Source organism: Advenella sp. EE-W14 (genome assembly GCF_012923605.1).
GTDB classification, from domain to species: Bacteria; Pseudomonadota; Gammaproteobacteria; order Burkholderiales; family Burkholderiaceae_B; genus Advenella; species Advenella alkanexedens.
This window is the reverse complement of record NZ_JAAVNG010000007.1, coordinates 57,897-79,753: the sequence shown is the minus strand read 5'-3', so window position 1 is coordinate 79,753 and position 21,857 is coordinate 57,897. Positions and strand designations below refer to the sequence as shown.

The window sequence follows — 21,857 nt, the reverse complement described above, 5'->3', positions numbered from 1 at the left end:
TACTTCACAACCCATCAAGAAGCCAATAATGCAACACCGTGACGGTTATATCATTGATGTTTCCTATCCTCTTCATTTTCACAAGGAAATGCAGCCGATATGGCTATGCCACACCATACAGACATTAGGCTGTGCCGTTCCGGATATCAGTAAACCTTACCGCTATTGCGAGTTGGGCTGTGGGCCTGGCCTCAACCTGCTGGTTGCCGCGGCCTGCAACCCTGCCGGACAATTCACCGGCATTGATTTCAACAAAAAGCATATTGCCAGCGCCCAGGCATTGGCAAAAACGCTGAACATTGAAAACATCCGTTTTATTGAAGCCAGTTTCGATGATTTTGCCGCAAACAATAGCGGAAAATTTGATTTTATCGTCAGCCACGGCACATGGTCATGGCTGCCACCCAAGGCCCAGGCCGGCATTCTTCAACTGATTTACCAATCACTTGAGCCGCAAGGCCTGGTGTACCTGCACTACATGTGTTACCCCGGTGCCGCCCGCCTGACTGCCCTGCAAAAAGTGCTTTATGAGGCCGCCAAAATAACCAAGGGCGATTCGGTACAAGGCATCCAGAACGGCATGACACTGCTGCGCACATTGGCCAACAAAGGGGCAGGCCTGTTCGTGGACAACCCCGAAATCCAAAAAGAATTGCAAGCACTTGAAAAAGAATTGCCTGCCTATCTGGCACACGAGTTCCTGACTGATTACTGGCACCCCCAACATTCTGCCGACCTGCACCGTATTATCAGCCAGACAGGAGTCAGCTTCATCGGCAGCGCCAATGGCTTTGAGAATATGGATACCCTGTCTATCCCTGGCAATCTCCAACCAATCCTGAAAAACCTGCCCGGCCAGGCACTGCGGGAAACCGTCAAGGATATGGCTCGCAACCAGCACCAGCGGCAGGATGTTTTTCAATCAAGCCCCCAGACACTGGATGTTGAAAAACACCTCGACCTGATGGACAAAACCGTTTTCAAGGCACTGCCCAACATGCCTGCACCGGGTTCACTTGAATTCAAAACCCCGATTGGCATCATTCCCGGGCCTGCGGATTTATTTTCACCCCTGCTGACTTTATTAAAAAAAGGCCCGCAATCTTTCCATGCCTTACGCCAGCTTGCCCCCTTCAAAGAAGAGCCAGGCGTGTTGCTGCAGGCTCTTGCCATGTTAATGTGGGCAGATTATGCCCACCCCGTCCGCGCAGAACAGCAGCCAACGCCTGCTGCGGCAAACCTGCAAACCTGGCTGAACAGACAGCAACTGCCCTTGCAGCTTTTGCCCGATTGTGGCACGGCAATCATGACGCAGGCCGGCTAGCCTTGGCCATATTGGTAAATTCATCCGCATATCAAACCGCAAGACTTATAATTGCAATTGTCCGGTACAAATTGCCGGATTATTGAATCTTTACACTCTCTTGTTTAAAGGAGACTCATGTCTGCCCCTTGCGCGCTTTTCATTCTGGGTCATGCCGGTACCGGAAAATCGGTACTGACCACTCGTTTTATCCAGCGACAGCTGCAACAACAACGCACATGGTGCGTTCTTGACAAAGATACCGTCGGCGAATACTGGACTGGCCCTTTCCTGGAGGCTTTCGGCCAGGACCCGAATGACCGGGACAGCCCTTTTTTCAAGGAAAAAATACGTGACCTGCAATATAAAAGCACCCTGCTGATTGGCAAAGAACAACTGGAACTGGGCCTAAATGTGGTATTTCCCGGGCCCTGGAGCCGGGAACTGGCTTCAGGTGCCCTGTTTTCCGCGCAAGCCTTGGGCCTGCCGGCCAATACAAGCCTGCGTCATGTCTGGCTTGACCTGCCCCACCCGGTTCGTCAAGCACGCATCATTCAGCGGGCAGACCCGCGTGACCATTGGAAGCTGCAAAATTGGGAAGCCTATATTCAGTCATTAAAAAAACCGCCAGCGGTTGAACAGGGAAAAATACCGGTACTTGATGCCAGTGCTTCACCCGATGCGCTTTTGAATGCACTGGAAACATTGCTGCAAAACCCGCCCGTCAACATGATACCGCTGGACACGGTTATGCAAATCCGATAAACAGCCCTTAATACCCGGGCATAAACACAGCAGGTGCAGACTGCATTTGGGCCCATTGGCGCGGCGACATGCCAAAACGCTGGCTAAAAGCCCTTGATAGCGCTGAAGCGCTGGAAAATCCCAGTTCCATCGCTATCAGCTTAAGCGGACGCTTGTCCCGAATCATGGCGCTCGCCAGCGTCAGCCGCCAATCGGCCAGATAAGCAGCGGGCGTCATACCAGTTACCTGCCTGAAAGCAGCGGCGAATGCGCTGCGTGACATGGCGGCCGTTTGCGCCATAGACGCCAGTGACCAAGGCTTGCCGGGTGACTGATGCAAGGCGACCAATGTTTTTGCCAGCCGGGCATCAGCCAGCCCCAGAATCAATCCATGGGAAACCCCTACTTTATGGGGGTGGTCGAGGATCCAGCGCAATAACTGGATCAAAACCACCTCAAAAAGACGATTGGCAATCAAGCGGGAACCACAATGCATTTTTTCAGTTTCAGCGAACAGCAAATCAAGGGCAGGCTGTAAACCGGCCACTTCCCGCAAGGGCACCCAGACTACAGGCGGTAAGGCAGCCACAAACGGATTTCGCTCTCCGCCATCAAAATCCAAAGTGGCGCAAGTGAAATCAGACCCTTCTTCGGGCGGATTGACAAACACATGAGCCAGGGGCCGCGTATACAGCAGCAAGGACGGCTCATTCAGCGCCAATACGGGCTCCACCCCCTGCATGGCAGGATGCCTTACCTGCATGCTTCCCCTGCGCAGGACATGCAGAAACGCTCTCCCGGGTATCGCATCAAACGTATTGGTGCCACACAAGAGACCCGAATGGAACAAGCTGGCCTGCACCCTGAAGTGCGCCAGCAATCCCGACAGGCGATCAACAGAAGGCGCTGGGCTCTGATGCTGCAAACTGGACGATAAGTTAACTTTTCTGGATTTCATGCCACCTATTATCCAGAACAAAGGCGCATCATACAAGCAACCGTGATTCAAACGCCGTATAAATTACACGCCAGGAGACCGTCATGAAACCCTTTCAATTCATTCTGCTTAGTGCCACCGCCGGCATCATTCAGTCATCAACAGCTGCCGCCCAAGAAGCAATTCCCGGTTATGCCTATGGACAGCCAACACTTGCCCAGGCCCCCTACACGGCGAGCGATCTGGCAGCACTGCAAAAAACCATGCTTTTTAGCGATGAAGACATTCAGGCATTGCGGCAAAGCAAAGCGATCCTGGCTGACCAGACCGATGCCATTCTGGATGTCTGGTACGGTTTTGTGGCCTCCACCCCGGAGCTGCTGGTTTATTTCAGTGATGCCAAAACCGGACAGGCAGACCCTGCCTATCTGGCCGCCGTGCGCAAGCGTTTTGCCCAATGGATTCTGGATACGGCAGACGCCCGGTTTGACCAGGACTGGCTGAACTGGCAATATGAAATCGGCCTGCGCCATACCCACCACAAGAAAAACAAAACCGATGGTGCCAGCAGCGTTCCACAGGTACACTTTAGATATTTGGTTGGGTTAACCATCCCCATTACCACCACCCTTAAACCATTCCTGGGTAATAAGGGCGCCTCTGCCGAAGAAGTTGAAAAAATGCATGCGGCCTGGGTCAAGGCGGTTTTATTGCAGGTCATCCTCTGGAGCCAGCCCTACATCAGGGAAGGCGCTTTCTGAACAGGGCAACGGTATGAACAAAAGTTATTTTCCAATCCAGGAATGGCATGTATCGCAGTGGTTCAATACACCGCAACCACTGCAACTGGCCGACCTGCGCGGTCATGTCGTGATGATTCACACCTTCCAGATGCTATGCCCGGGTTGCGTGCTGCATGCCATTCCACAAGCGGCAAAAGTACACCAGGCCCTGGCTGCCGAAGGCTTGAAAGTGATTGGCCTGCACACGGTTTTTGAACATCACGAGGCCATGCAGCCACATGCCCTTGAAGCCTTCATTCACGAATTCCGCCTGCGCTTTCCCATTGGTGTAGATGCCCCCTCTACCCACAACCCGATTCCACAAACCATGGCGCAATGGGGCTTGCAAGGCACCCCAAGCCTACTTATCCTGGATAAACAGGGGCATGTCCGGCTAAACCATTTCGGCCAGATTGATGACCTGGTTTTAGGAGCCACGCTGGGACGCTTGCTGGCCGAGAATATAGAAAACTAATGGCTATGGGAAATTAATAGTTTAAACAGGTTAAAGTTATTCACGGACTGTTTATCCACAACCATCAACCTGTCAGTCTTGCCCGCCCGGCCAGCCGGGCGGCCGTCAAATGATAGGCGGCATCAATGATCCGGTTGCGATAGCTGGCATTGCCTTCCTGCGGTTGCAAATTCCCGTAGGCAATTTCACCTGCGATACCCATACACAACACCCCTGCCAGCGCAGCAAAAAAGGCATCGTCGGTCACTGACAGAAAAGCCCCCACAAGGGAACTGCACATGCAGCCCGTCCCGGTTACCCGCGCCATTTCAGGCCGGCCATTTTCTATAAAACAGGTACGCTTGCCATCAGAAACAATATCAACCGCCCCCGTCACCGCAAGCGTTGTGTTCAGTTTACGGGCGGTATTTTCAATAAATATCCGTGTTTCCTGTTGAAGCGCATTACCGTCAAACACCGCCGTAGCATCAACCCCCCGGGTTTTTTCATCCAGTCCGGCCAATACCCGTATTTCTGACAGATTGCCGCGAATGACAGAAAAGCGGGCCTGCTGCAACAATTGACGTACCGTTTCTGTCCGGTAGGGCGTGGCCCCCGCCCCCACCGGATCCAGGACCAGCGGGATTCCTTTTGCATTGGCCTGTTTGGCGGCGGCGTGCATGGCAGCCACCGTTGCCTCATTCAAGGTGCCCGTATTAATGACCAGGGCAGCGGCAATTGACACCATATCCCTGACTTCATGAATGCTGTCCGCCATGACCGGCGAAGCCCCGATGGCCAGGGTCATGTTGGCGCAGTCATTCACCGTCACATAATTGGTAATATGATGAACCAGTGGGGTACTGGCACGGACCTTGTCCAGTAAAGTTCCAATGTCGGTTTTCAGCTGATGCCGCATTTTTTCTCCGGATACGCACAAAATAAGGCCTGTTTAATACAAGCCTTATTTTACTACTGTACAAAAAATATCCGTCAATATCCATACAACCCGGTTTACGTCTTGCGGGCAATAAACTGAACCACGGCTCCCTTGCCGGTATGAAGCTTACCTTCATGAATGTCCCGTACACACTCCTTGCTGACAAGAAGTGAATATGACGCAAACGCCTGTTCCAGCTCTTCTTTACTTACCAGCATGTCTACATTACCAGGGCCACCGGTTCGGTACTCAAGCTGCTCAGGCGTATACAGTTCAGCCAGCAGAACGCCTTCAGGCTTGAGTGTTTTACGGATCTGCTCATACAAAAAAGGCCGGTTTGCCGAAGGCAAATGACAAAAAACCATAATAACCGCATCATATTCGGCCTCGGGTAACTCATGGGTCGTGAGATCGGCATGAATCGTGTGCACCCGGGTCTGCTTCAGCTCAGCCAGCTTACGGGTTTTATCAAGGCCGGCCTGCGCATAATCCAGTGCCCAGACCTGATTGCCCTGTTGAGCCAGAAAAACCGCATTGCGCCCTTCCCCCTCGCCAAGACATAAAATCTTTTGAGGCATTGCCGGCGTATTGAACAAACCCCGGTTCTCTTTCAGGAAATCATTGGGTTCAGTACCGTATACGTACTCGTCACCTGAAAAACGCTCATTCCACATGCAAACTCCCGATCCAATTAAACTGCCAATTATCGTAACATGTATTTCGCGTTCACCATTCAGCAACATTCATTAATAGCGACACGGGGTTTACCATGATTTATGCAATTACTTCTTGACTTCGCTCAAGCTTCCCATATAATTACGCAAATCAAGGGGAGTAGCTTTCTTCCGCCGCATCGTCATTTCGATTGTTTGTCTATAACGCAAGCGTCCGGTGCCCGGGCAACATACCAAATGTTGCAAGCAAGACCTTGCCATTACGGGCAAGGTACGTCTTCTCTATTTAAGATGGCCTGTGTCCTGATGGATCAGGCCTTTTTGTTTTTTTGTCCGGTACATTCCCCTTTTATTCATAAGGAAACCGCTCAAAAAGACTCAAGCCAGATCCGTTTCTCTTTCCAATTTCTGTTATTTCAAAGGGTAACTGATGCTTGAATTTTTACAAACACTCAGCTGGGCAGCCGTCTTTCAGATTATTCTGATTGATATTCTGCTTGGTGGCGACAATGCCGTGGTTATCGCCCTGGCCTGTCGCAACCTTCCTAAAAAACAGCGCATGCAAGGTATTTTATGGGGTACCGCTGGCGCAATCGGCCTGCGGGTTGTCCTGATTGCCTTCGCCCTGACCTTGCTCAGCATTCCTTTCCTGAAAATTGTCGGTGCCCTGTTACTGGTATGGGTTGGCGTTAAGTTGCTGATTCCCGAAGACGATGCCCATGGCAATATCGAAGGCAGCACGTCGATTATGTCTGCCGTCAAAACCATTATCGTGGCTGACTTCGTGATGAGTCTGGATAACGTTATCGCCATTGCCGGTGCCGCCCAAACCGCCAACCCCGACCATCAGATTGGCCTGGTCATCTTCGGTCTGGTCGTCAGTGTACCTATCATTATCTGGGGCAGCACGATCGTCTTGAAACTGATCGACAAATTCCCATGGGTCGTTACCTTTGGCGCTGCGTTACTGGGCTGGATTGCCGGTGGCATGCTGTTGACCGATATTTTCATCGTGGAAAGAATTGGCGAGCCTTCAGGCATGCTGAAACTGACTGCTGAAGTGATTGGTGCAGTCACTATCGTTGCGCTGGGCAAATTTTTTGCCAGCCGCAAACTCAAATCAAGTGCCAACGCCGAAGCTTAAGTTAACAGGCCGGTCTGGCGGCAGTCAGCCAGCCCCCGGCCTTTAGGCAAACAGTCAAACATAAAAACCGGGCAAGTGAAAATTTCATTTGCCCGTTTTTTTTAAGCTGACGCAATTTAACTGAAAATTTTCTGCCATTATGCCTGACAGACCCAAAAAATTGCTCAGCAAATCATATAATTAGCCCTGTCCAATTTATATTTGCACTCCCCCTCCCCTCATTATCATTAAGATTTTCCCTCCACAGGGGGCACCATGCATCTATATTTTTCAACAAATACCGCAGTATTGTGTTTTGTATAAAGGTAACAAACAAATGTTTCGAATGATGATGAATAGCAAAATTCACCGCGCTCAAGTGACCGAGGCGAATTTGGACTATGTCGGCTCTGTAACCATCGACCAGGACATCCTGGACGCCGTTGGCATGCTGGCCAATGAAAAGGTGCATATTGTCAATAACAATAACGGTGCCCGTCTTGAAACCTATATTATCCCCGGCAAGCGGGGCAGTGGCGTGATTTGCCTTAATGGTGCGGCAGCCCGCCTGGTTCAGAAAGGCGATATTGTCATTATCATGTCTTATGTTTATGTTGATGCCAATGAAGCCGTAAACCACCAGCCCAAAGTGGCCATCATGGGTGAAAACAATTCCATCAAGGAAATTATCGGGGCAGAACCCGAAGCCACGGTTATGTAATTTTTTATTATAAGGCCAGGGAACACACTGCATTGCCTGGCCATTTAGCGTTTTCAATGATTGATAATTCAACTATGATGACAAATGACAACATCATGTTTGATTTAGATCATGGCAATCATTCAAAACCGGCTCATTAATTGACGCCAAGTATGGGCATTATTAGAATCCAACGATGCCCAATACCTTAAAATCACATAACAAGACATCGCACCAGCAAGCACGCATGGCCGCCTGTTTTCTGTTGTTTGCCTTGGTATTGCGCAGTCTCATTCCCATTGGTTATATGCCGGCATCCAATGCTGCGGCATCGGGGTTCATGACCCTGACCATCTGCAATCCTGAACATGGCTTTTATACCATTCAGGTTCCCATTGGCGAGCCCAGCCCACCCGACACTGAAACCACGATTGCCAACGAATGTCCTTATGGCATCCTGGCGCAGCAGTTTTTCATTGATCCGCCTACGGTGCCTGATCCGGTTATCACCAAACCGGCCACTGCCAGACCGTTTTCATTCAAAAGCATCCACTATCCAGTTTTCAATATCCGCGGTTCCCCTTTGGGCCCGCGTGCCCCGCCTTCTGTACTTTCCTGATTCTTCCCATCGTTATTCTGCATAACCTTGCTTAATATATATCCGCCCTGATCTTGCCCATTTTTTTGCGCAAGTATCTTGTGCTGTGTACTTTATTTGGCAACGTGAAGCGATGTTTGTTTAATTATTAAAAAGTACAGAAACATGAAGTCCTTTAACAATTACCCCGCTTTTACCTATACCCTGCTTTCATCCGCCTTGCTTCTGGCCATAACTGAACCGGTCTTGGCACAAAACACAGCCAAGGTTACCCAGCTTGAAACCATCCTGGTTACACAGGTCGCTCCAGACTTCCCGCTAACCTATACCACCAATCCCAAACTGCCCCGCCAGCCCATTCCCGCCAGTGACGCCACCGACTACCTCAAAACCATTCCCGGTTTTTCGGCCCTGCGCAATGGCGGCTCCAATGGCGACCCCGTTTTACGCGGCATGTTCGGGTCACGCATCAATATGCTGGCCAATGACTCCAATATGCCTGGCGCCTGCGGTGGCCGCATGGACAACCCCGGCTCATACATTGCGCCCGAGAACTTTGATGAACTTACCGTTGTAAAAGGCCCTCAAACCGTTATATGGGGGCCAGGCGCTTCGGCAGGAACCGTACGCTTTGACCGGAATCCTCCCGTTTTTGAAGAAGGTAAAAACATTAATTTTGAAGGATCTTTAGTGGGGGGGTCATGGGGCAGGAATGACCAGGCTGCCGACCTTGAAGCGGGCAATGACAAATTCTACGCCCGTGTGACCGCCAACCACTCACACGCCCAAGATTACAAAGATGGCGATGGCAACAAGGTTCACTCCCGCTGGGACAAATGGAATACCGATCTTTCACTGGGCATCACCCCCGATTCAAACACCCTTCTTGAATTAACCGCAGGTACCGGTGATGCCAAGGCAGCCTACGCGACCCGCAGCATGGACGGTACAACATTCAAGCGTACAAGCTATGGGCTGCGTTTTAAAAAGCAGAATATAGGTACCTTTCTTGATGAATTTGAAGCACAGCTTTATTACAACCAGGCCGATCATGTCATGGACAATTTCCGCATGAGACCCTACACCATGAAAATGGAATCCAACCCAAGGCGCACGACATGGGGAGGCAGGCTAGCAGGCACTTTCCGCTTCAATGACAATTTAAGCCTGGTAACCGGTCTTGATTTCCAGAAAAGCAAACATGAACTACGCAAGTTTGCCCGTCAGGGAATGACATGGATTTCCGCCACCGAAATGCCCTGGCAAGACAATGCCAAATTCAGCAATACCGGCATATTTGGCGAACTTACCTGGCAAACGTCCGAATCAGGCAGGCTGATTGGCGGCCTGCGCCTTGACCAGGCAACCGCCAAAGATTACCGGGCAAACTCGCCAAGCAAAGACTATAAACGTGACGACACGCTCACCAGCGGCTTTATCCGCTACGAACATGACCTTCACGATATTTCCACCACTATTTATGCGGGACTTGGCCATGTCGAGCGTTTCCCTGATTTCTGGGAACTGGTCTCTCCCGGTGCCGGGCCCGAGGGTTCAGTCAATGCCTTCAGAGGCATCAAGCCCGAAAAAACAAGCCAGCTTGATTTTGGTGCCCAATACAAAGGCGAACACCTGGAAGCCTGGCTTTCCGGCTATGTTGGCTATGTGAAGGATTTCATCCTGTTTGACTATGCTTCATTAGGTGGCGGCGTTAAACAAGTACGTAATGTTAATGCCCGCATTATGGGCGCAGAAATGGGTGCCTCGTATGAGGTATCCGACCATCTCAAGCTAAACGGCACTTTAGCCTATGCCTGGGGCAAAAACAGTGATGACGGCCGCCCCATGGCGCAAATCCCGCCGCTTGAAACACGCCTTAGTGTTCAATATGATGACGGAATCTGGTCGGCCGGTGCCTTATGGCGCCTGGTGGCACCGCAAAAACGATATGCCACCAACCACGGTAACGTTGCCAGCAAAGATTTTGGACCCAGTGCCGGTTTTGGCACGTTAGCCCTGAATGCCGGCTATGCGTTCAATGACCGGGTCAAACTTACCGTAGGCATCGACAACCTGTTTGACAAAACCTACAGCGAACACCTTAACCTGGCGGGTGTCGGCGCATTTGGCTATGCCGCCAACACCCGTATCAACGAACCTGGCCGAACTGCCTGGGCAAGGTTGAGCATCAAGTATTAAGTCTGCCCATCATGGCAAGAAGAGGTGGCATGCCCCTTCTTGCCTACGTTTTATTTATTCATGCACGCCTGATTAACTGCCCGCACAAATTCGGGCAGGTTATCCACCTGCATTTTCTGCATGGCACTGGCCCGCTGGACTTCTACCGTACGCACGGCAATGTACAGTTCATCAGCAATCATCTTGTTCGTTTTACCCTGCAAGACCAGTTCGGTCACCTGTTTTTCCCGTGGCGACAAAGACGCATAAAGCCCCCGCAAGCGACAGCAAAGCAAATTCCGCTCTGCCTGTGCCAGCGCATTCTCAAGGGCTGTCGCCATCTGGGCCAAGGCAACCGGTTTCTGCAAAAAATCCACCACCCCTTTCTTCAACATTTCAACGGCCATGGGCACATCGGCATGACCGGTAAGAATGATAACGGCCAGGGTACTTTTAGCTTCAATTAAATGCTGGTAAAGCTCCTGCCCGCTTAAATGGGGCATACGAATATCCAGGATAACAACGCCTCCTTTGCCAATTTCCGCCTCATCCAGAAATGACCGCCCATCAGGCCAGGTATGGGCATCATAACCAAGGCTTTGCAGCAAAAACCGCAAGGCCTCCCTGACCGAAGCATCATCATCCACAATATGAATAGGCAGCGTCTCAATTTTCATCATGAAGCGTTGATTCCTTCTGGCTTATCGTATTTTCTTTAAGTGGCAATTTTAACGTTACGATGGCGCCCGCAACGCCATCACTGCGGTTATCCAATAACAAACTGCCCCCTATCACGCGCATTAAACGTTCACAAATCACCAACCCCAATCCAAGTCCCTGATCCTTGTTGGTTCTAAAGGGAACGAATGGGAAATCAAGCTGTTCCTGGGCGAAGCCGCCTGCATTATCCGTGATCGTAATGCCAAGAAACGAGGCATCAAAATACCGGATCGTAATATCAACCTGTGTTGCTTGCTGTTGCCAGCAATTAAGCAGGCTGTTCACCAATACCTGCTCAATCACACTAGGTACGGTAAATAGAACCAGATCATCCGGAATATTAATCTGGATGTTCATGGAGTGCCTGTTATTTTGCATGCGGACAAACTGCACGCTTTTGTCCACCGCCTGGCAAATATTGACCGCCACACTCTGGTAATGGCGATCAGACTTGACCCACTTACGCAGATTCTCAATAATTTGTGTAATGCGCTCCACCTGTTCAATCACTTTGTCCAGCACAGGTATCAATTCCGCATTCGTTTTCTGCCTATCCAGACGATACCGGGTTCCTTCGGCATAATGCCTGATCACTGAAACCGGCTGATTGATCTCATGGGCGATGCCCGAAGCCATTTCACCAAGAATATTCAACCTGTCCGCCTGCATCATCATTCGCTCATAGGCACGCATTTGCTCATAGGCCTGCGTTATCTGTTTTTGCCGGCGCCAGGCAAGCCAACTTACCCAAGCATAATTCAGCAAAGACAGGAACACAAACAGCAAGGCAACCCCCACCCAGGTTTTATACTCGGACACCCAATCTTTAATACCCGCCCAAACCGAATGCTGAAAAGGATGACGGCGAATGCTGTGCAAGATTTCCTCTACCCGTGTTGAAGCCACCACAGGAGCCCATCCTGGCAACAAGGAGTCGGGCTGATTCTGTAACAACAGGGAACCCAGACGGGTAGCCAAGGCGTCAGGAACATTGGGTAAGGCGGCCAGGGACCAGTTCGGGAACAGTTCGGTGCTGCCAGCGCAAGCGCTCTGATTATTGACCGGGTGCAACAGTTGAAATTGCGAGCGATCCAAAATACCCTGGGCCTGCATTTCCTCCATCAGGCACAACGGGGCAATCGCGGCATCCACCTGCTTGCGATCAAGCAGCAACAGGGTCTGGTCAATCGGATATCCGGTAAACACCAGTTCGTAATCCCGGTTTTCACGCAATTGTGCATCATAGAGCAATTTATAGGCCAGCAAAAAACCGCCAAACGCATTTTCCTGCACGGCGGCAATCATTTTGCCGCGCAACTGCGTTATGTCATGCAAACCACCGTCTTTGCGTACCCATAGTGCACTTCCCACCAATTCGGCAGCCTTTGGCTGCGCATCATCCACTCGATTCAACGTGGCCAGCCAACGCATTTCCATCCCCGTTTTCATGGACAAAAACTGGGCCTGTGGCGCAAGTACAAAATTAACCCGGTTATCGGCAATCATCTGTTCGGCATCGGCCAGTTTCATCGGCACCAGAATAAACGTTTCATTTTCCCATTGAGTGGACAGCCAATTAAGCCATGGCTGCCACTCCTGCTGGGCCGCCTGCACTCCACGTGGCGCCAGAATACCCACATACCAGGTTTTGGCGCAAAGCATGCCTGAATAAGCCCCCAGCCATAAGAACAGCAAAACCCGGTAAAAATGCCTGCAGGAAAATTTCATTATTTATTTGTCCTAAATCAAAACTATCCGGCTTATGTGGAGTTCCACAATATCTTCCGTTACGAATACATCCGAGAATGACTTAACCAACATACAGTTTGCACTGGTATCAGGCCATTGCCTTGCCGGTCTTACTGTAGAACAGTCTAATTTTTATAGGAATGTAACATGAGAACACTGCATAAAAGCCTGATTGCCGCTGCAGTTCTATTTGCCGTGGCTTATGGTGGGGCAGCTATCCTTCCCCAAACCAGAGTCCCGGATACAGCGGCCAAAGTGGATATAAACAATGATGAATTGATTAAACGCGGTGCTTATATTGCCCGGACGGCAGACTGCGTTGCCTGCCATACCAGCCCAGGCGGTGCAGAATATGCCGGTGGACTGGCCATGGAAACCCCGGTAGGCGCCATTTACTCAACCAATATTACCCCCGACAAAGAAACCGGCATTGGCAATTACTCTCTAGCCCAATTCATGGGTGCCGTCAAGCACGGTGTGCGTGGTGACGGACAGGCCTTATACCCTGCCATGCCTTATCCATCTTATGTGATTATGCCCGACGAGGACCTGGAAGCTCTTTACGCCTATTTCATGGCCGATGTCAAACCGGTCAAACAACAAAATGCCGATTCCACTATCCCACCGGTTTTAAACTGGCGCTGGCCCATGGCCTGGTGGCAGCTGGTGTTTGCGCCCCAACGGGATTTTGTACCCGACCCCAATGCCGATGAACTTATCAATCGTGGCGCCTACCTGGTCGAAGGCCCGGGCCACTGCAGTGCCTGTCATACCCCGCGCGGCATCGCCTATCAGGAGCTGGCCCTGAAACTAAGCGATGGCGATGAGTTTCTTTCCGGTGCGGTTATTGACGGCTGGCGGGCCAAGAGCCTGCGAGGTGAAGCCCGCGGACTTGCCTCCTGGAGCCAGGAAGAACTGGAACAGTTCCTGTCGACAGGCCGCACGGACAAGGTTGCCGCTTTCGGTGCCATGGCTGATGTCGTGCAGCACAGTACCCAATACTTCACCCCTGAAGATATTGCCAGCATGGCCAAATACCTGAAACAGTTGCCACCAGTCAAAGGCAAGGAAATAACACTGGCTGCCAAAGAAGATACCACGACCAACGATCTGCTAAATGGCATCTATACCAGCCGGGGTGCCGTTTTATACACAGAGCACTGCACAAGCTGTCACCGGGCTGATGGCAAAGGGGTTGAGCGGATTTTCCCGGCATTGGATGCGAACAGTGCCATCTTCGCCAATAATGCCCAGTCGGTTATCCAGGTTACCCTTGAGGGCGGAAAAATGCCTGGCACTCCCGCAGACAGAATGGCCTTCACTATGCCCGCTTTCAATCATTTAAGTGACCAGGACCTGGCTGAAGTCATCAACTTTATCCGCAACAGCTGGACCAACCAGGCACCCACAGTAGAAGCTGGTGACATTGCAAAAATCCGCCATTTCGTTTCTGGCAAAGCCCCCCATATCACTGCTACAGGAGATCAACATGAATAAAGCTGTCAAATGGTCTGTCATTGCAGCCGCCGTTATTGCTGTCGGTGCGGGTGTTTATATGGCCCAGTCACCTTCACTGACTGAAGCCTCCCCCATCAGCTTTGATATTCTGGACAAAGACAAAAATGTAATCGGGCAGTATCTTATTCCTGACGACGCCACCATTGCCCAGGAACCCAACGCGCAAGAGATCATTTATGGCAAGCGCCTGATGAATGAAACCAAACGCCTGTTGCCCGAACATGTCGGTGCATCCATGAACTGCAGCAGCTGTCACGTGGCACAAGGCAAAATCAACATGGGTGCACCGTATTTCACCACCACCAACAGCTATCCAAAAGTCATGCCACGGGCCGGCAAGGAAGTGGACCTGACCGGCCGCATTAATGGCTGCTTCCAACGCTCCATGAATGGCAAGCCACTGAATCCGGATTCGCCTGAAATGAAAGCCATGATTGCATATATTGATTGGGTCGGCCAAAAAGTACCTAAAGACCAGAAAGTGCAAATACAGAATGCCGGCAAGATCAATGAAGCGCTTGTACCCGACCCGGTGAATGGCAAGGTGCTTTATGCCGCGCAATGTGCCAGCTGCCATGGAGACAATGGCGAAGGCCTGAAAGACAGCCGTGGCGATATTGTCTTCCCGCCACTATGGGGAGATGAATCCTTCAATATCGGTGCCGGTATGGCACGCACCTACAAAGCGGCCGCCTTTATTAAATACAATATGCCCATGGGGGTGCAGCAACATGGCGCGTGGGGTCAGGGCGGCGTACTCAGCGACCAGGAAGCTGTTGATATCGCCGAATATTTTACCCATATGCCCCGCCCCGACTTTGCGGGCAAGGTCAATGACTGGGCGAACGGCAAGAAACCCAAGGACGCACGCTACTAAGTAAAAACAGCCAACGCCCCATACCAACAACCTCTTTAGCCGGACGTCCTGTCCGGTTTTTTTATCTTGCAGAACAGCTCACCATCTTGAACTTTTGGGCCAAATAATAAAGCCCAGACTTGAATGGGGCGGGCCAAGACAGATTCAAGCTGAACATTTTAACAAAAACAACAAAATCATTAAAAATCAATAACCTAAGCCATTATTCAAAATAACTTGCTTGATTTTCAAAAATGAGATATACTTGGCTAAATCGCCAAATAATAAGTCAATAAAACCAAGCACTTATGGCGATTTGTTATATAACTATATTAAAAACCGGCAATCTCTCCATTCGAGCTTGCAAAAAAAACCAGCAATCATAAAACTGCAATAAAAACAGGTTACTCTATAAGTGCTGCCCTGTGTTGCAGTAAAAAATCGAGAGCAAATCCGAGACGTTTGCTCACACCAAAGCATTATCAACAATTATTTTTATAAAGAGAAAAAATATGAAACTATTAACCAGACTTCGTGAGGAATTTTCTACTCACAACGCAAACGAAAGCAAAAACAATGCTGAAAAAAATACCCAGCACAGTTACCAGCGCGTCAATAACGGCATGCCATTCCTGTCATCCAATCGCCTGGCCAAATCAAAAACCCTGAATTAACCTGAACTTAACATCAGGTGTGCCACCCAAGGCCACCTGTGACTGTCAAATAAAAGAGGCATGCATTGGCATGCCTCTTTGCTTTTGTGGGTTTGACTCACCTATCCGTACGTTCAGGCACACTTACATCAAACACTTTAAGCCCATGTCCCAAAAAGCGACCTCCATGCGGGTTGCCGTGCCAAAGGTTTTTTTAACCCGATCCAACCAGACATCAGGCAAGTCGGCACATAAACGCTCCAACACTTCTTTTTCCGTTTTAATGGCATCCTGAAACGCCTGTCCTGCATACATCTCTATCCAGTTACGGTAAGGGTTGCCTTCCAGTTTGGTAAACGGCTGCTGCATCAGCCAGGTGCCAATTTCGGCGTAGCCCATCATGCAAGGGGCCAATGCCGCATGCAATTCAGCCAGGTCGCCACTTAAGCCACGATCCAGCACAAAGCGCGTATACGCCACACAGGCCGAGGATTCTTTTTCCTGCAGCAACTGTTCTTCACTAATGCCCCACTGCCGGCAATAATCAATATGCAGCCCTATTTCCAGGTCAAGCAGGGCGTTAATGCCCGCCTGCCCGTAACGCATGTCTGCAAAGTTGTCGCTTTTGTATACGGCCAGCGCCCAGGCACGGGTAAACTGGATCAGGAACAGGTAGTCCTGTTTAAGGTAATGCCTGAAACTTTCAGCCGGCAAGGTTCCCGCCCCCAGCTGGCGCACAAACTCATGCCGGGTATAGGCTTGCCAGTCTTGGGCACAAGATTGCTTTAACTGCTCAAAAAAAGACATTTCCAAAAACTCCCGTTATCTAACAAAATAAAGTTTATTACCAAGCAAGACTATAAAAAATCAAAACCGTCAGGGCTCAATCGCATAATCAGCCAGCGTAGGCACCTGGTTTTTAATCAGGCCCTGCTCTTGCATGAAGCGGGCAAAGGTCTCATAACGCCGCTGGCCAAGTGCGCCAGGCTGCAAGGCAAAACGGGGCAAGGTATCTTTCCAGGCCCGGCGGTTAAGTTCATTATCCAATTCCTTTGACTTATAGTCTTTGAAAACCGTCCAGGCCTCATCAGGATGGTTCACGATATACTGCACCGCTTTTTCCAAAGCCACATTAAAACGGCGGTATTTTTCATGGTCACGATCTTTGTTGTTAACCACCATAATCAACTCATCGTAAGCAGGAACACCCTCTTCTTCGACATAAAACGCATGACCGGGATGATTTTCAATATCAAGCTGGTTCAGCTCGAAATTCCGGAACGCGCCCACCACGGCATCCACCTTGCCGGTAATCAAAGAGGGAGACAGTGACCAGTTCACATTGACCAGTTCCACATCATCAAAAGTCAGGCCTTTTTCCTTGAGCATGACTTTTAACAGAATGTCCTCAAAGCCCCCTACTGAAAACCCCACTTTCTTGCCTTTCAGGTCGGCAATCGAGTTGATATTGCTGCTTTTAAGGGTCACCAGGGTATTCAGGGGCGTGGCAATCAGTGTGGCCACTCGTGTCAGGGGCAGACCTTCATCAATTTGCATATGCAACTGGGGCTGGTAAGTAACCGCCATATCCGCCTTGCCAGCCGCCACCAGCTTGGGGGGCATGGATGGGTCTGCCGGTTCCTGGATATCAACTTCCAGACCCTGTTCGGCAAAATAACCCTTCTTTTCAGCAATCACGATGGGTGCATGGTCGGGGTTCACAAACCAGTCCAGCAATAACGTGACCTTATCTTCAGCCAATGCCTGCGCACTGACCAGCAGGCTTAAGGCACATGCGGCCAGCCATTTTTTTCCTGCAATTGAATTTTTCATATTTTCCTGATCTCCCTGATCTTGCTCATTAATCTTTCCAACCATTGATGAAAACCAAAATAAATTATGTCGTCCAGTAAATCAATTTCCGTAATAGGTAATCCACACTGAAATACAGCAATAATGCCAAACAGGCCAGCACAATCAGCGAAGCAAACACGGTATCGACCTGCATGCGGGCATTGGCATGCAGCATGAGATAACCCAGGCCACTGCTGGAGCCCACCCATTCGCCAATGACCGCTCCGATGGGCGCAACTGTTGCGGCCACCCGCAGGCCCGATGCCAATGACGGCAGGGCGGCTGGCAAACGGATTTGCCACAATACCTGCGCGGGACTGGCCCCCATGGTTTGCGCCAATTGCAGCCAGTCACGGGACGTGCGCTGCAGGCCGTCGTAACAGGCCGATGTCACCGGAAAAAAAATCACCAGGGCAGCCATCACCACTTTGGAGGCCATGCCATAGCCCAACCAGATCATTAAAATGGGTGCAAGGGCAAAAACGGGAATGGCCTGGCTGACAATAAGCACCGGCAATAACCATGTCCTGAATGAACGGGACCATTGCAACAGCATGGCACTGGCAAAGCCCAGCAGGCAGCCCAGCCCCATGCCCATGATGATTTCCGCCATGGTTACCAAAGCATGCTCGCCAATCAGGGAGCGCTGTTCCCACAGGGCATTCAAGACCCGAAGCGGGCCCGGCAAAATAAAATGCGGCGTATTGGTCAGCCATACAAGGGCCTGCCACAAAGCCAGCAAGCCGGCGATAATCAGCAACAGGCGCAAGCCGGGTGAAGTTTTGTGAATATTCATGGTACCGGTGTCTCCTGGTCTTTTTGCAGATAAGCCAGTAATTGCCCCTGCCAGGATAAAATTTGCGCATCATCCAGGCCACGCGGTGCCGGTGTATCAATGGCAAACATCATTTTCAATACCACCGGCCGTTCTGTCATGACCCAGACCTGCCCGCTTAAACGTAAAGCCTCAAGCGGATCATGGGTAATCAACAGCACGGTTTTACCCTGCAACAGGGTAGCCGCAAGGTCTTGCAATTGAAGCCGGGTAATGGCATCCAGCGCCGAGAAAGGTTCATCCATTAACACCACGGGCTTGTCTTCCATCAAGGTCCGGGCCAGTGCCACACGCTGGCGCTGGCCTCCCGATAAATGCTCGGGCATGCTTTGTGCCATGGCACCCAGGCCAACCCGTTCAAGCATGGCCTTGGCACGCACCTGATCTGGCACTGACACCTGCTTGCGCAAGCGTGCACCCAGCAACACATTTTGCTGTACCGTGAGCCAGGGCAACAAGGCATCGCGCTGACCCATCCAGGCCACCCTGCCCTGCAAGGGTTGTCCATCACTGGCATTAATATGACCGCTCAGTGCCGTGCCGCTTAATAGGCCGGCAATGCTTTGCAGCAGGCTGCTTTTGCCCACGCCCGAACGACCCAGAATACTATGCCAGCAAGCCCCCTTGAAATGCGCATTCAATTGGCTGAACAGCGGTTTGCCTGCATAGCCCAGGCCAATATCGTGCAGGCTGATTCCGGGTGACATGAATGGAAGGGACTCCTTTTGTATGGCAATTAATAATTGTTCTGATCAATGCGCACGGGACAAAAGAAGAAGATAAAGGCCACACCGGCCCGAACAGGTCTGTAGCCGGCATCTTATTTCCTCCGCCAGTACGAACTGGATCAGGTTCACGGGTGTTTTCTCAGCCTTGCCATCATTAACAAGGCACCCCGACAAGATGCTTGGCAGTCTAGCGTATTATAAGGAAACTGTCCAATCTCACGTTACACAGTATGGGTCGCGAATCAGGGCCAGGGTTTGCTGCGCAATCACCCGCTCTTCATTGGTGGGAATAATATAAACGCCAATTTTGCTTTCAGGGGTACTGATGCAGGCCTGGTTGCTTTCATTAAGAACCGGGTCAATGCTGACCCCCAGCCAGGCCAAATGCTGGCATACATCACGACGAACCAGCGCGCTGTTTTCCCCAATGCCGGCAGTAAACACCAGCGCGTCCAGCCCTTGGATGGCAGTCAGCAATCCGGTAATGCCTTTGGCAATATGGTAAGTAAAATAGGACAGGGCCAGCCTGGCACGCGGATCAGGGTTGTCCTGCAAATCCCGTATATCTGAGCTGATGCCTGAAAGCCCCTTCAGGCCTGACTCTTTATACAGCAGGTGCTGGATTTCATCATGGGTCATACCCTGCTCCAGCATCCACAATACCACCCCTGCATCCATCTGCCCGCAGCGGGTACTCATGGGCAAACCATCCAATGCGGTAAAGCCCATGGTTGACTCCTGACTGCGGCCATCTACCATGGCGCAGGCCGATGCACCCGAGCCCAGATGGGCCACCACCACCCTGCCCGCCACCACATCCGGGTAGTCCTGCCGCATTTTCCCGGCAATGTAATCGTAAGACAAACCATGAAAGCCGTAGCGGCGAATGCCTTCTTTATAATAAAACTGCGGCAAGGCAAAACGGTCTGCCACCTCGGGCTTGGAGCGGTGAAAAGCGGTATCAAAGCATGCCACCTGCCTGATATGCGGCCAGTTTTCGAAAATGACATGAACCGGCTCAAGGTTGTTGCGCTGGTGCAGGGGAGCCAGCGAGACCAGGGCATCCAGCTTTTTCAGCACCTCATCATCAACCATGACACTGTGATCGTAATCAGGCCCGCCATGCACGATACGGTGCCCCACGGCCAAGGGTTCTTTGGTTATGACCGTACCCAGCCAATCGCCAACCACCCGCTGGGAAAGCTGCAGGTTTTGTGCCTGTTCCGGCAGCAAGGTCTGCTCTACCAGCACTTTTTGATGCCTGTCCTTAACCTTGAAAGACGGCTGCCTGCCCCCAATGCCCGACACCTGCCCGCCAAAAGAAAACTCAAGCGTATTCATGCCATCGGTTTCATAAACATGGAACTTCAAACTTGAACTTCCCGCATTCATGACTAAAATTGTATCTTGCATATATTCAACCCGCCTTTTTATTTGCCAATGGCCCTGTTTTTAACCAGGCTGTCAGCATACACCGCCGCAACCGCACAAGAAGCCAAACGGGTTCGCTCGCTGTCAGCCCGGCTGGTCAGGATAATAGGTACCCGCGCACCCAGCACGATACCGGCCGCATCGGCACCTGACAAAAACGTTAAGTTCTTGACCAGCATATTGCCGGCTTCCAGATCGGGCACCACCAGAATCTGGGCATGTCCGGCCACCGGAGACTGGATGCCCTTGATGGCGGCCGCTTCAGGGCTGATGGCATTATCCATGGCCAACGGACCATCCAGGATACCGCCCTTGATTTGCCCGCGATCGGCCATTTTGCACAGGGCGGCGGCATCAATCGTGCTTTGCATTTTTTCATTGATTTGTTCGACAGCCGATAAAATCGCCACCCGTGGGGTATCCAGACCCAGTGCCAGATGCAGGTCAATGGCATTGCGGATAATATCGGCCTTTTCACACAGGGTGGGAAAAATATTAATTGCGCCATCAGTAATGAAAAGCAGTTTGTCGTAACGGGGGACATCCATGACAAACACATGGCTGATACGGCGTTCGGTACGCAAGCCACCGTTATAACACAGCACCGAATGCAGTAGCTCATCACTATGCAGGCTGCCTTTCATCATCAGTGTTGCCCTGCCTGCCTGCACCTCGGCAACCGCGGCATCGGCCGAGGCATGGCTGTGTTCGGTATTAATAATTTGCAAACCGCCAATATCCAAATCATGTTCCCGGGCAACCTGACGGATCCGCTCTTCGGGGCCCACCAGAACGGGCGTAAACAGATTTAACTTGCCTGCCTGTACGGCACTGGACAATGAAACTTCATCACAGGGATGAACAACCACACAGACATGCTTTTCTTCAAGGCCGATGGCCGTATTGACCAATGCCTGAAAACGATCATTTTGACTCATACAAGATTTCCTTTACGCTTCCTGGCACACTAACCATGCCGGGCATCAACATCACACTTCAAAACACAATTTAGTTAATTATGAAACATTTTCATTACAATACCAATGATTAAGGCATATACCTACTGATTTTTCACATTGA

22 protein-coding genes and 1 riboswitch are annotated in these 21,857 nt (G+C 51.0%); of the genes, 11 read left to right on the top strand and 11 right to left on the bottom strand.

Features of this window, described 5'->3' with window-relative positions; all coding sequences use genetic code 11:
• Positions 1 to 28: 28 nt before the first annotated feature.
• Entirely contained in the window at positions 29 to 1,324 is a 1,296-nt protein-coding gene (locus HCX92_RS04480; RefSeq protein ID WP_169293740.1) for a class I SAM-dependent methyltransferase, read from the top strand.
• Positions 1,325 to 1,441: 117 nt separating this feature from the next.
• Positions 1,442 to 2,068 (top strand): AAA family ATPase, encoded by a 627-nt coding sequence (locus HCX92_RS04475; RefSeq protein WP_169293739.1) that lies wholly within the window; start codon positions 1,442 to 1,444, stop codon positions 2,066 to 2,068.
• A 7-nt stretch (positions 2,069 to 2,075) separates the two neighbouring features.
• Here the strand turns inward: HCX92_RS04475 and HCX92_RS04470 are convergent, their stop codons facing one another.
• The gene (locus tag HCX92_RS04470) at positions 2,076 to 3,005 is read right to left on the bottom strand and encodes an AraC family transcriptional regulator (RefSeq protein WP_169293738.1); all 930 of its coding nucleotides are present in this window, start codon (positions 3,003 to 3,005) and stop codon (positions 2,076 to 2,078) included.
• 83 nt (positions 3,006 to 3,088) lie between these two features.
• Between HCX92_RS04470 and HCX92_RS04465 the strand changes: the two genes are divergently transcribed.
• Together HCX92_RS04465 and HCX92_RS04460 are read left to right on the top strand one after the other, a co-directional pair.
• A complete protein-coding gene (locus HCX92_RS04465; protein WP_169293737.1) occupies positions 3,089 to 3,745 on the top strand; it encodes a protoglobin domain-containing protein in 657 nt (218 codons plus the stop codon).
• A 13-nt stretch (positions 3,746 to 3,758) separates the two neighbouring features.
• Positions 3,759 to 4,241 (top strand): redoxin domain-containing protein, encoded by a 483-nt coding sequence (locus tag HCX92_RS04460; RefSeq protein WP_169293736.1) that lies wholly within the window; start codon positions 3,759 to 3,761, stop codon positions 4,239 to 4,241.
• 64 nt (positions 4,242 to 4,305) lie between these two features.
• On the opposite strand, the gene thiM is transcribed toward HCX92_RS04460, so the two are convergent.
• On the bottom strand, positions 4,306 to 5,139 hold the full coding sequence (gene thiM / locus HCX92_RS04455) for a hydroxyethylthiazole kinase (RefSeq protein ID WP_169293735.1): 834 nt from the start codon (positions 5,137 to 5,139) through the stop codon (positions 4,306 to 4,308).
• A 95-nt stretch (positions 5,140 to 5,234) separates the two neighbouring features.
• Complete coding sequence (locus HCX92_RS04450; protein ID WP_169293734.1) at positions 5,235 to 5,834, bottom strand: bifunctional 2-polyprenyl-6-hydroxyphenol methylase/3-demethylubiquinol 3-O-methyltransferase UbiG; 600 nt, start codon at positions 5,832 to 5,834, stop codon at positions 5,235 to 5,237.
• 430 nt (positions 5,835 to 6,264) lie between these two features.
• Between HCX92_RS04450 and HCX92_RS04445 the strand changes: the two genes are divergently transcribed.
• The 4 genes from HCX92_RS04445 to HCX92_RS04430 all read left to right on the top strand — a co-directional run bounded on the left by HCX92_RS04445 (position 6,265) and on the right by HCX92_RS04430 (position 10,454).
• A complete protein-coding gene (locus HCX92_RS04445) occupies positions 6,265 to 6,978 on the top strand; it encodes a TerC family protein (protein WP_169293733.1) in 714 nt (237 codons plus the stop codon).
• A 316-nt stretch (positions 6,979 to 7,294) separates the two neighbouring features.
• Positions 7,295 to 7,678, top strand: coding sequence for an aspartate 1-decarboxylase (gene panD, locus HCX92_RS04440; RefSeq protein WP_169293732.1), 384 nt, complete (start codon positions 7,295 to 7,297; stop codon positions 7,676 to 7,678).
• 175 nt (positions 7,679 to 7,853) lie between these two features.
• Positions 7,854 to 8,276, top strand: a complete 423-nt coding sequence (locus HCX92_RS04435; RefSeq protein WP_169293731.1) for a DUF2946 domain-containing protein — start codon at positions 7,854 to 7,856, stop codon at positions 8,274 to 8,276.
• Between the two features lie 144 nt (positions 8,277 to 8,420).
• On the top strand, positions 8,421 to 10,454 hold the full coding sequence (locus tag HCX92_RS04430; protein WP_169293730.1) for a TonB-dependent copper receptor: 2,034 nt from the start codon (positions 8,421 to 8,423) through the stop codon (positions 10,452 to 10,454).
• A 50-nt stretch (positions 10,455 to 10,504) separates the two neighbouring features.
• Here the strand turns inward: HCX92_RS04430 and HCX92_RS04425 are convergent, their stop codons facing one another.
• Both HCX92_RS04425 and HCX92_RS04420 read right to left on the bottom strand, forming a co-directional pair.
• Positions 10,505 to 11,113: a response regulator transcription factor gene (locus tag HCX92_RS04425; RefSeq protein ID WP_248289995.1), complete on the bottom strand. Its 609-nt coding sequence runs from the start codon at positions 11,111 to 11,113 to the stop codon at positions 10,505 to 10,507.
• Entirely contained in the window at positions 11,100 to 12,881 is a 1,782-nt protein-coding gene (locus tag HCX92_RS04420) for a PhnD/SsuA/transferrin family substrate-binding protein (RefSeq protein WP_169293729.1), read from the bottom strand. The genes HCX92_RS04425 and HCX92_RS04420 overlap by 14 nt, the downstream gene beginning before the upstream one ends.
• A gap of 168 nt (positions 12,882 to 13,049) precedes the next feature.
• On the opposite strand from HCX92_RS04420, the gene HCX92_RS04415 reads away from it, so the two are divergent.
• The 3 genes from HCX92_RS04415 to HCX92_RS04405 all read left to right on the top strand — a co-directional run bounded on the left by HCX92_RS04415 (position 13,050) and on the right by HCX92_RS04405 (position 15,950).
• Positions 13,050 to 14,399, top strand: a complete 1,350-nt coding sequence (locus tag HCX92_RS04415; protein WP_211182273.1) for a cytochrome c — start codon at positions 13,050 to 13,052, stop codon at positions 14,397 to 14,399.
• On the top strand, positions 14,392 to 15,297 hold the full coding sequence (locus tag HCX92_RS04410; protein ID WP_169293728.1) for a c-type cytochrome: 906 nt from the start codon (positions 14,392 to 14,394) through the stop codon (positions 15,295 to 15,297). Before HCX92_RS04415 ends, HCX92_RS04410 begins: the two co-directional genes overlap by 8 nt.
• A 491-nt stretch (positions 15,298 to 15,788) precedes the next feature.
• Positions 15,789 to 15,950, top strand: coding sequence for a hypothetical protein (locus HCX92_RS04405; RefSeq protein ID WP_169293727.1), 162 nt, complete (start codon positions 15,789 to 15,791; stop codon positions 15,948 to 15,950).
• A gap of 123 nt (positions 15,951 to 16,073) precedes the next feature.
• Here the strand turns inward: HCX92_RS04405 and tenA are convergent, their stop codons facing one another.
• The 6 genes from tenA to HCX92_RS04375 all read right to left on the bottom strand — a co-directional run bounded on the left by tenA (position 16,074) and on the right by HCX92_RS04375 (position 21,715).
• Positions 16,074 to 16,736, bottom strand: a complete 663-nt coding sequence (gene tenA / locus HCX92_RS04400; RefSeq protein WP_169293726.1) for a thiaminase II — start codon at positions 16,734 to 16,736, stop codon at positions 16,074 to 16,076.
• Positions 16,737 to 16,805: 69 nt separating this feature from the next.
• Positions 16,806 to 17,762, bottom strand: coding sequence for an ABC transporter substrate-binding protein (locus HCX92_RS04395; RefSeq protein WP_169293725.1), 957 nt, complete (start codon positions 17,760 to 17,762; stop codon positions 16,806 to 16,808).
• A 64-nt stretch (positions 17,763 to 17,826) separates the two neighbouring features.
• Positions 17,827 to 18,579 (bottom strand): ABC transporter permease, encoded by a 753-nt coding sequence (locus tag HCX92_RS04390; RefSeq protein WP_169293723.1) that lies wholly within the window; start codon positions 18,577 to 18,579, stop codon positions 17,827 to 17,829.
• The gene (locus HCX92_RS04385) at positions 18,576 to 19,325 is read right to left on the bottom strand and encodes an ABC transporter ATP-binding protein (protein WP_169293721.1); all 750 of its coding nucleotides are present in this window, start codon (positions 19,323 to 19,325) and stop codon (positions 18,576 to 18,578) included. Before HCX92_RS04385 ends, HCX92_RS04390 begins: the two co-directional genes overlap by 4 nt.
• Before the next feature lie 100 nt (positions 19,326 to 19,425).
• A riboswitch (TPP riboswitch) is annotated at positions 19,426 to 19,526 on the bottom strand.
• A 36-nt stretch (positions 19,527 to 19,562) separates the two neighbouring features.
• The gene (locus HCX92_RS04380) at positions 19,563 to 20,759 is read right to left on the bottom strand and encodes an acetate/propionate family kinase (RefSeq protein ID WP_169293719.1); all 1,197 of its coding nucleotides are present in this window, start codon (positions 20,757 to 20,759) and stop codon (positions 19,563 to 19,565) included.
• Between the two features lie 17 nt (positions 20,760 to 20,776).
• Complete coding sequence (locus HCX92_RS04375; RefSeq protein WP_169293717.1) at positions 20,777 to 21,715, bottom strand: phosphate acetyltransferase; 939 nt, start codon at positions 21,713 to 21,715, stop codon at positions 20,777 to 20,779.
• Between the last annotated feature and the right edge of the window lie 142 nt (positions 21,716 to 21,857).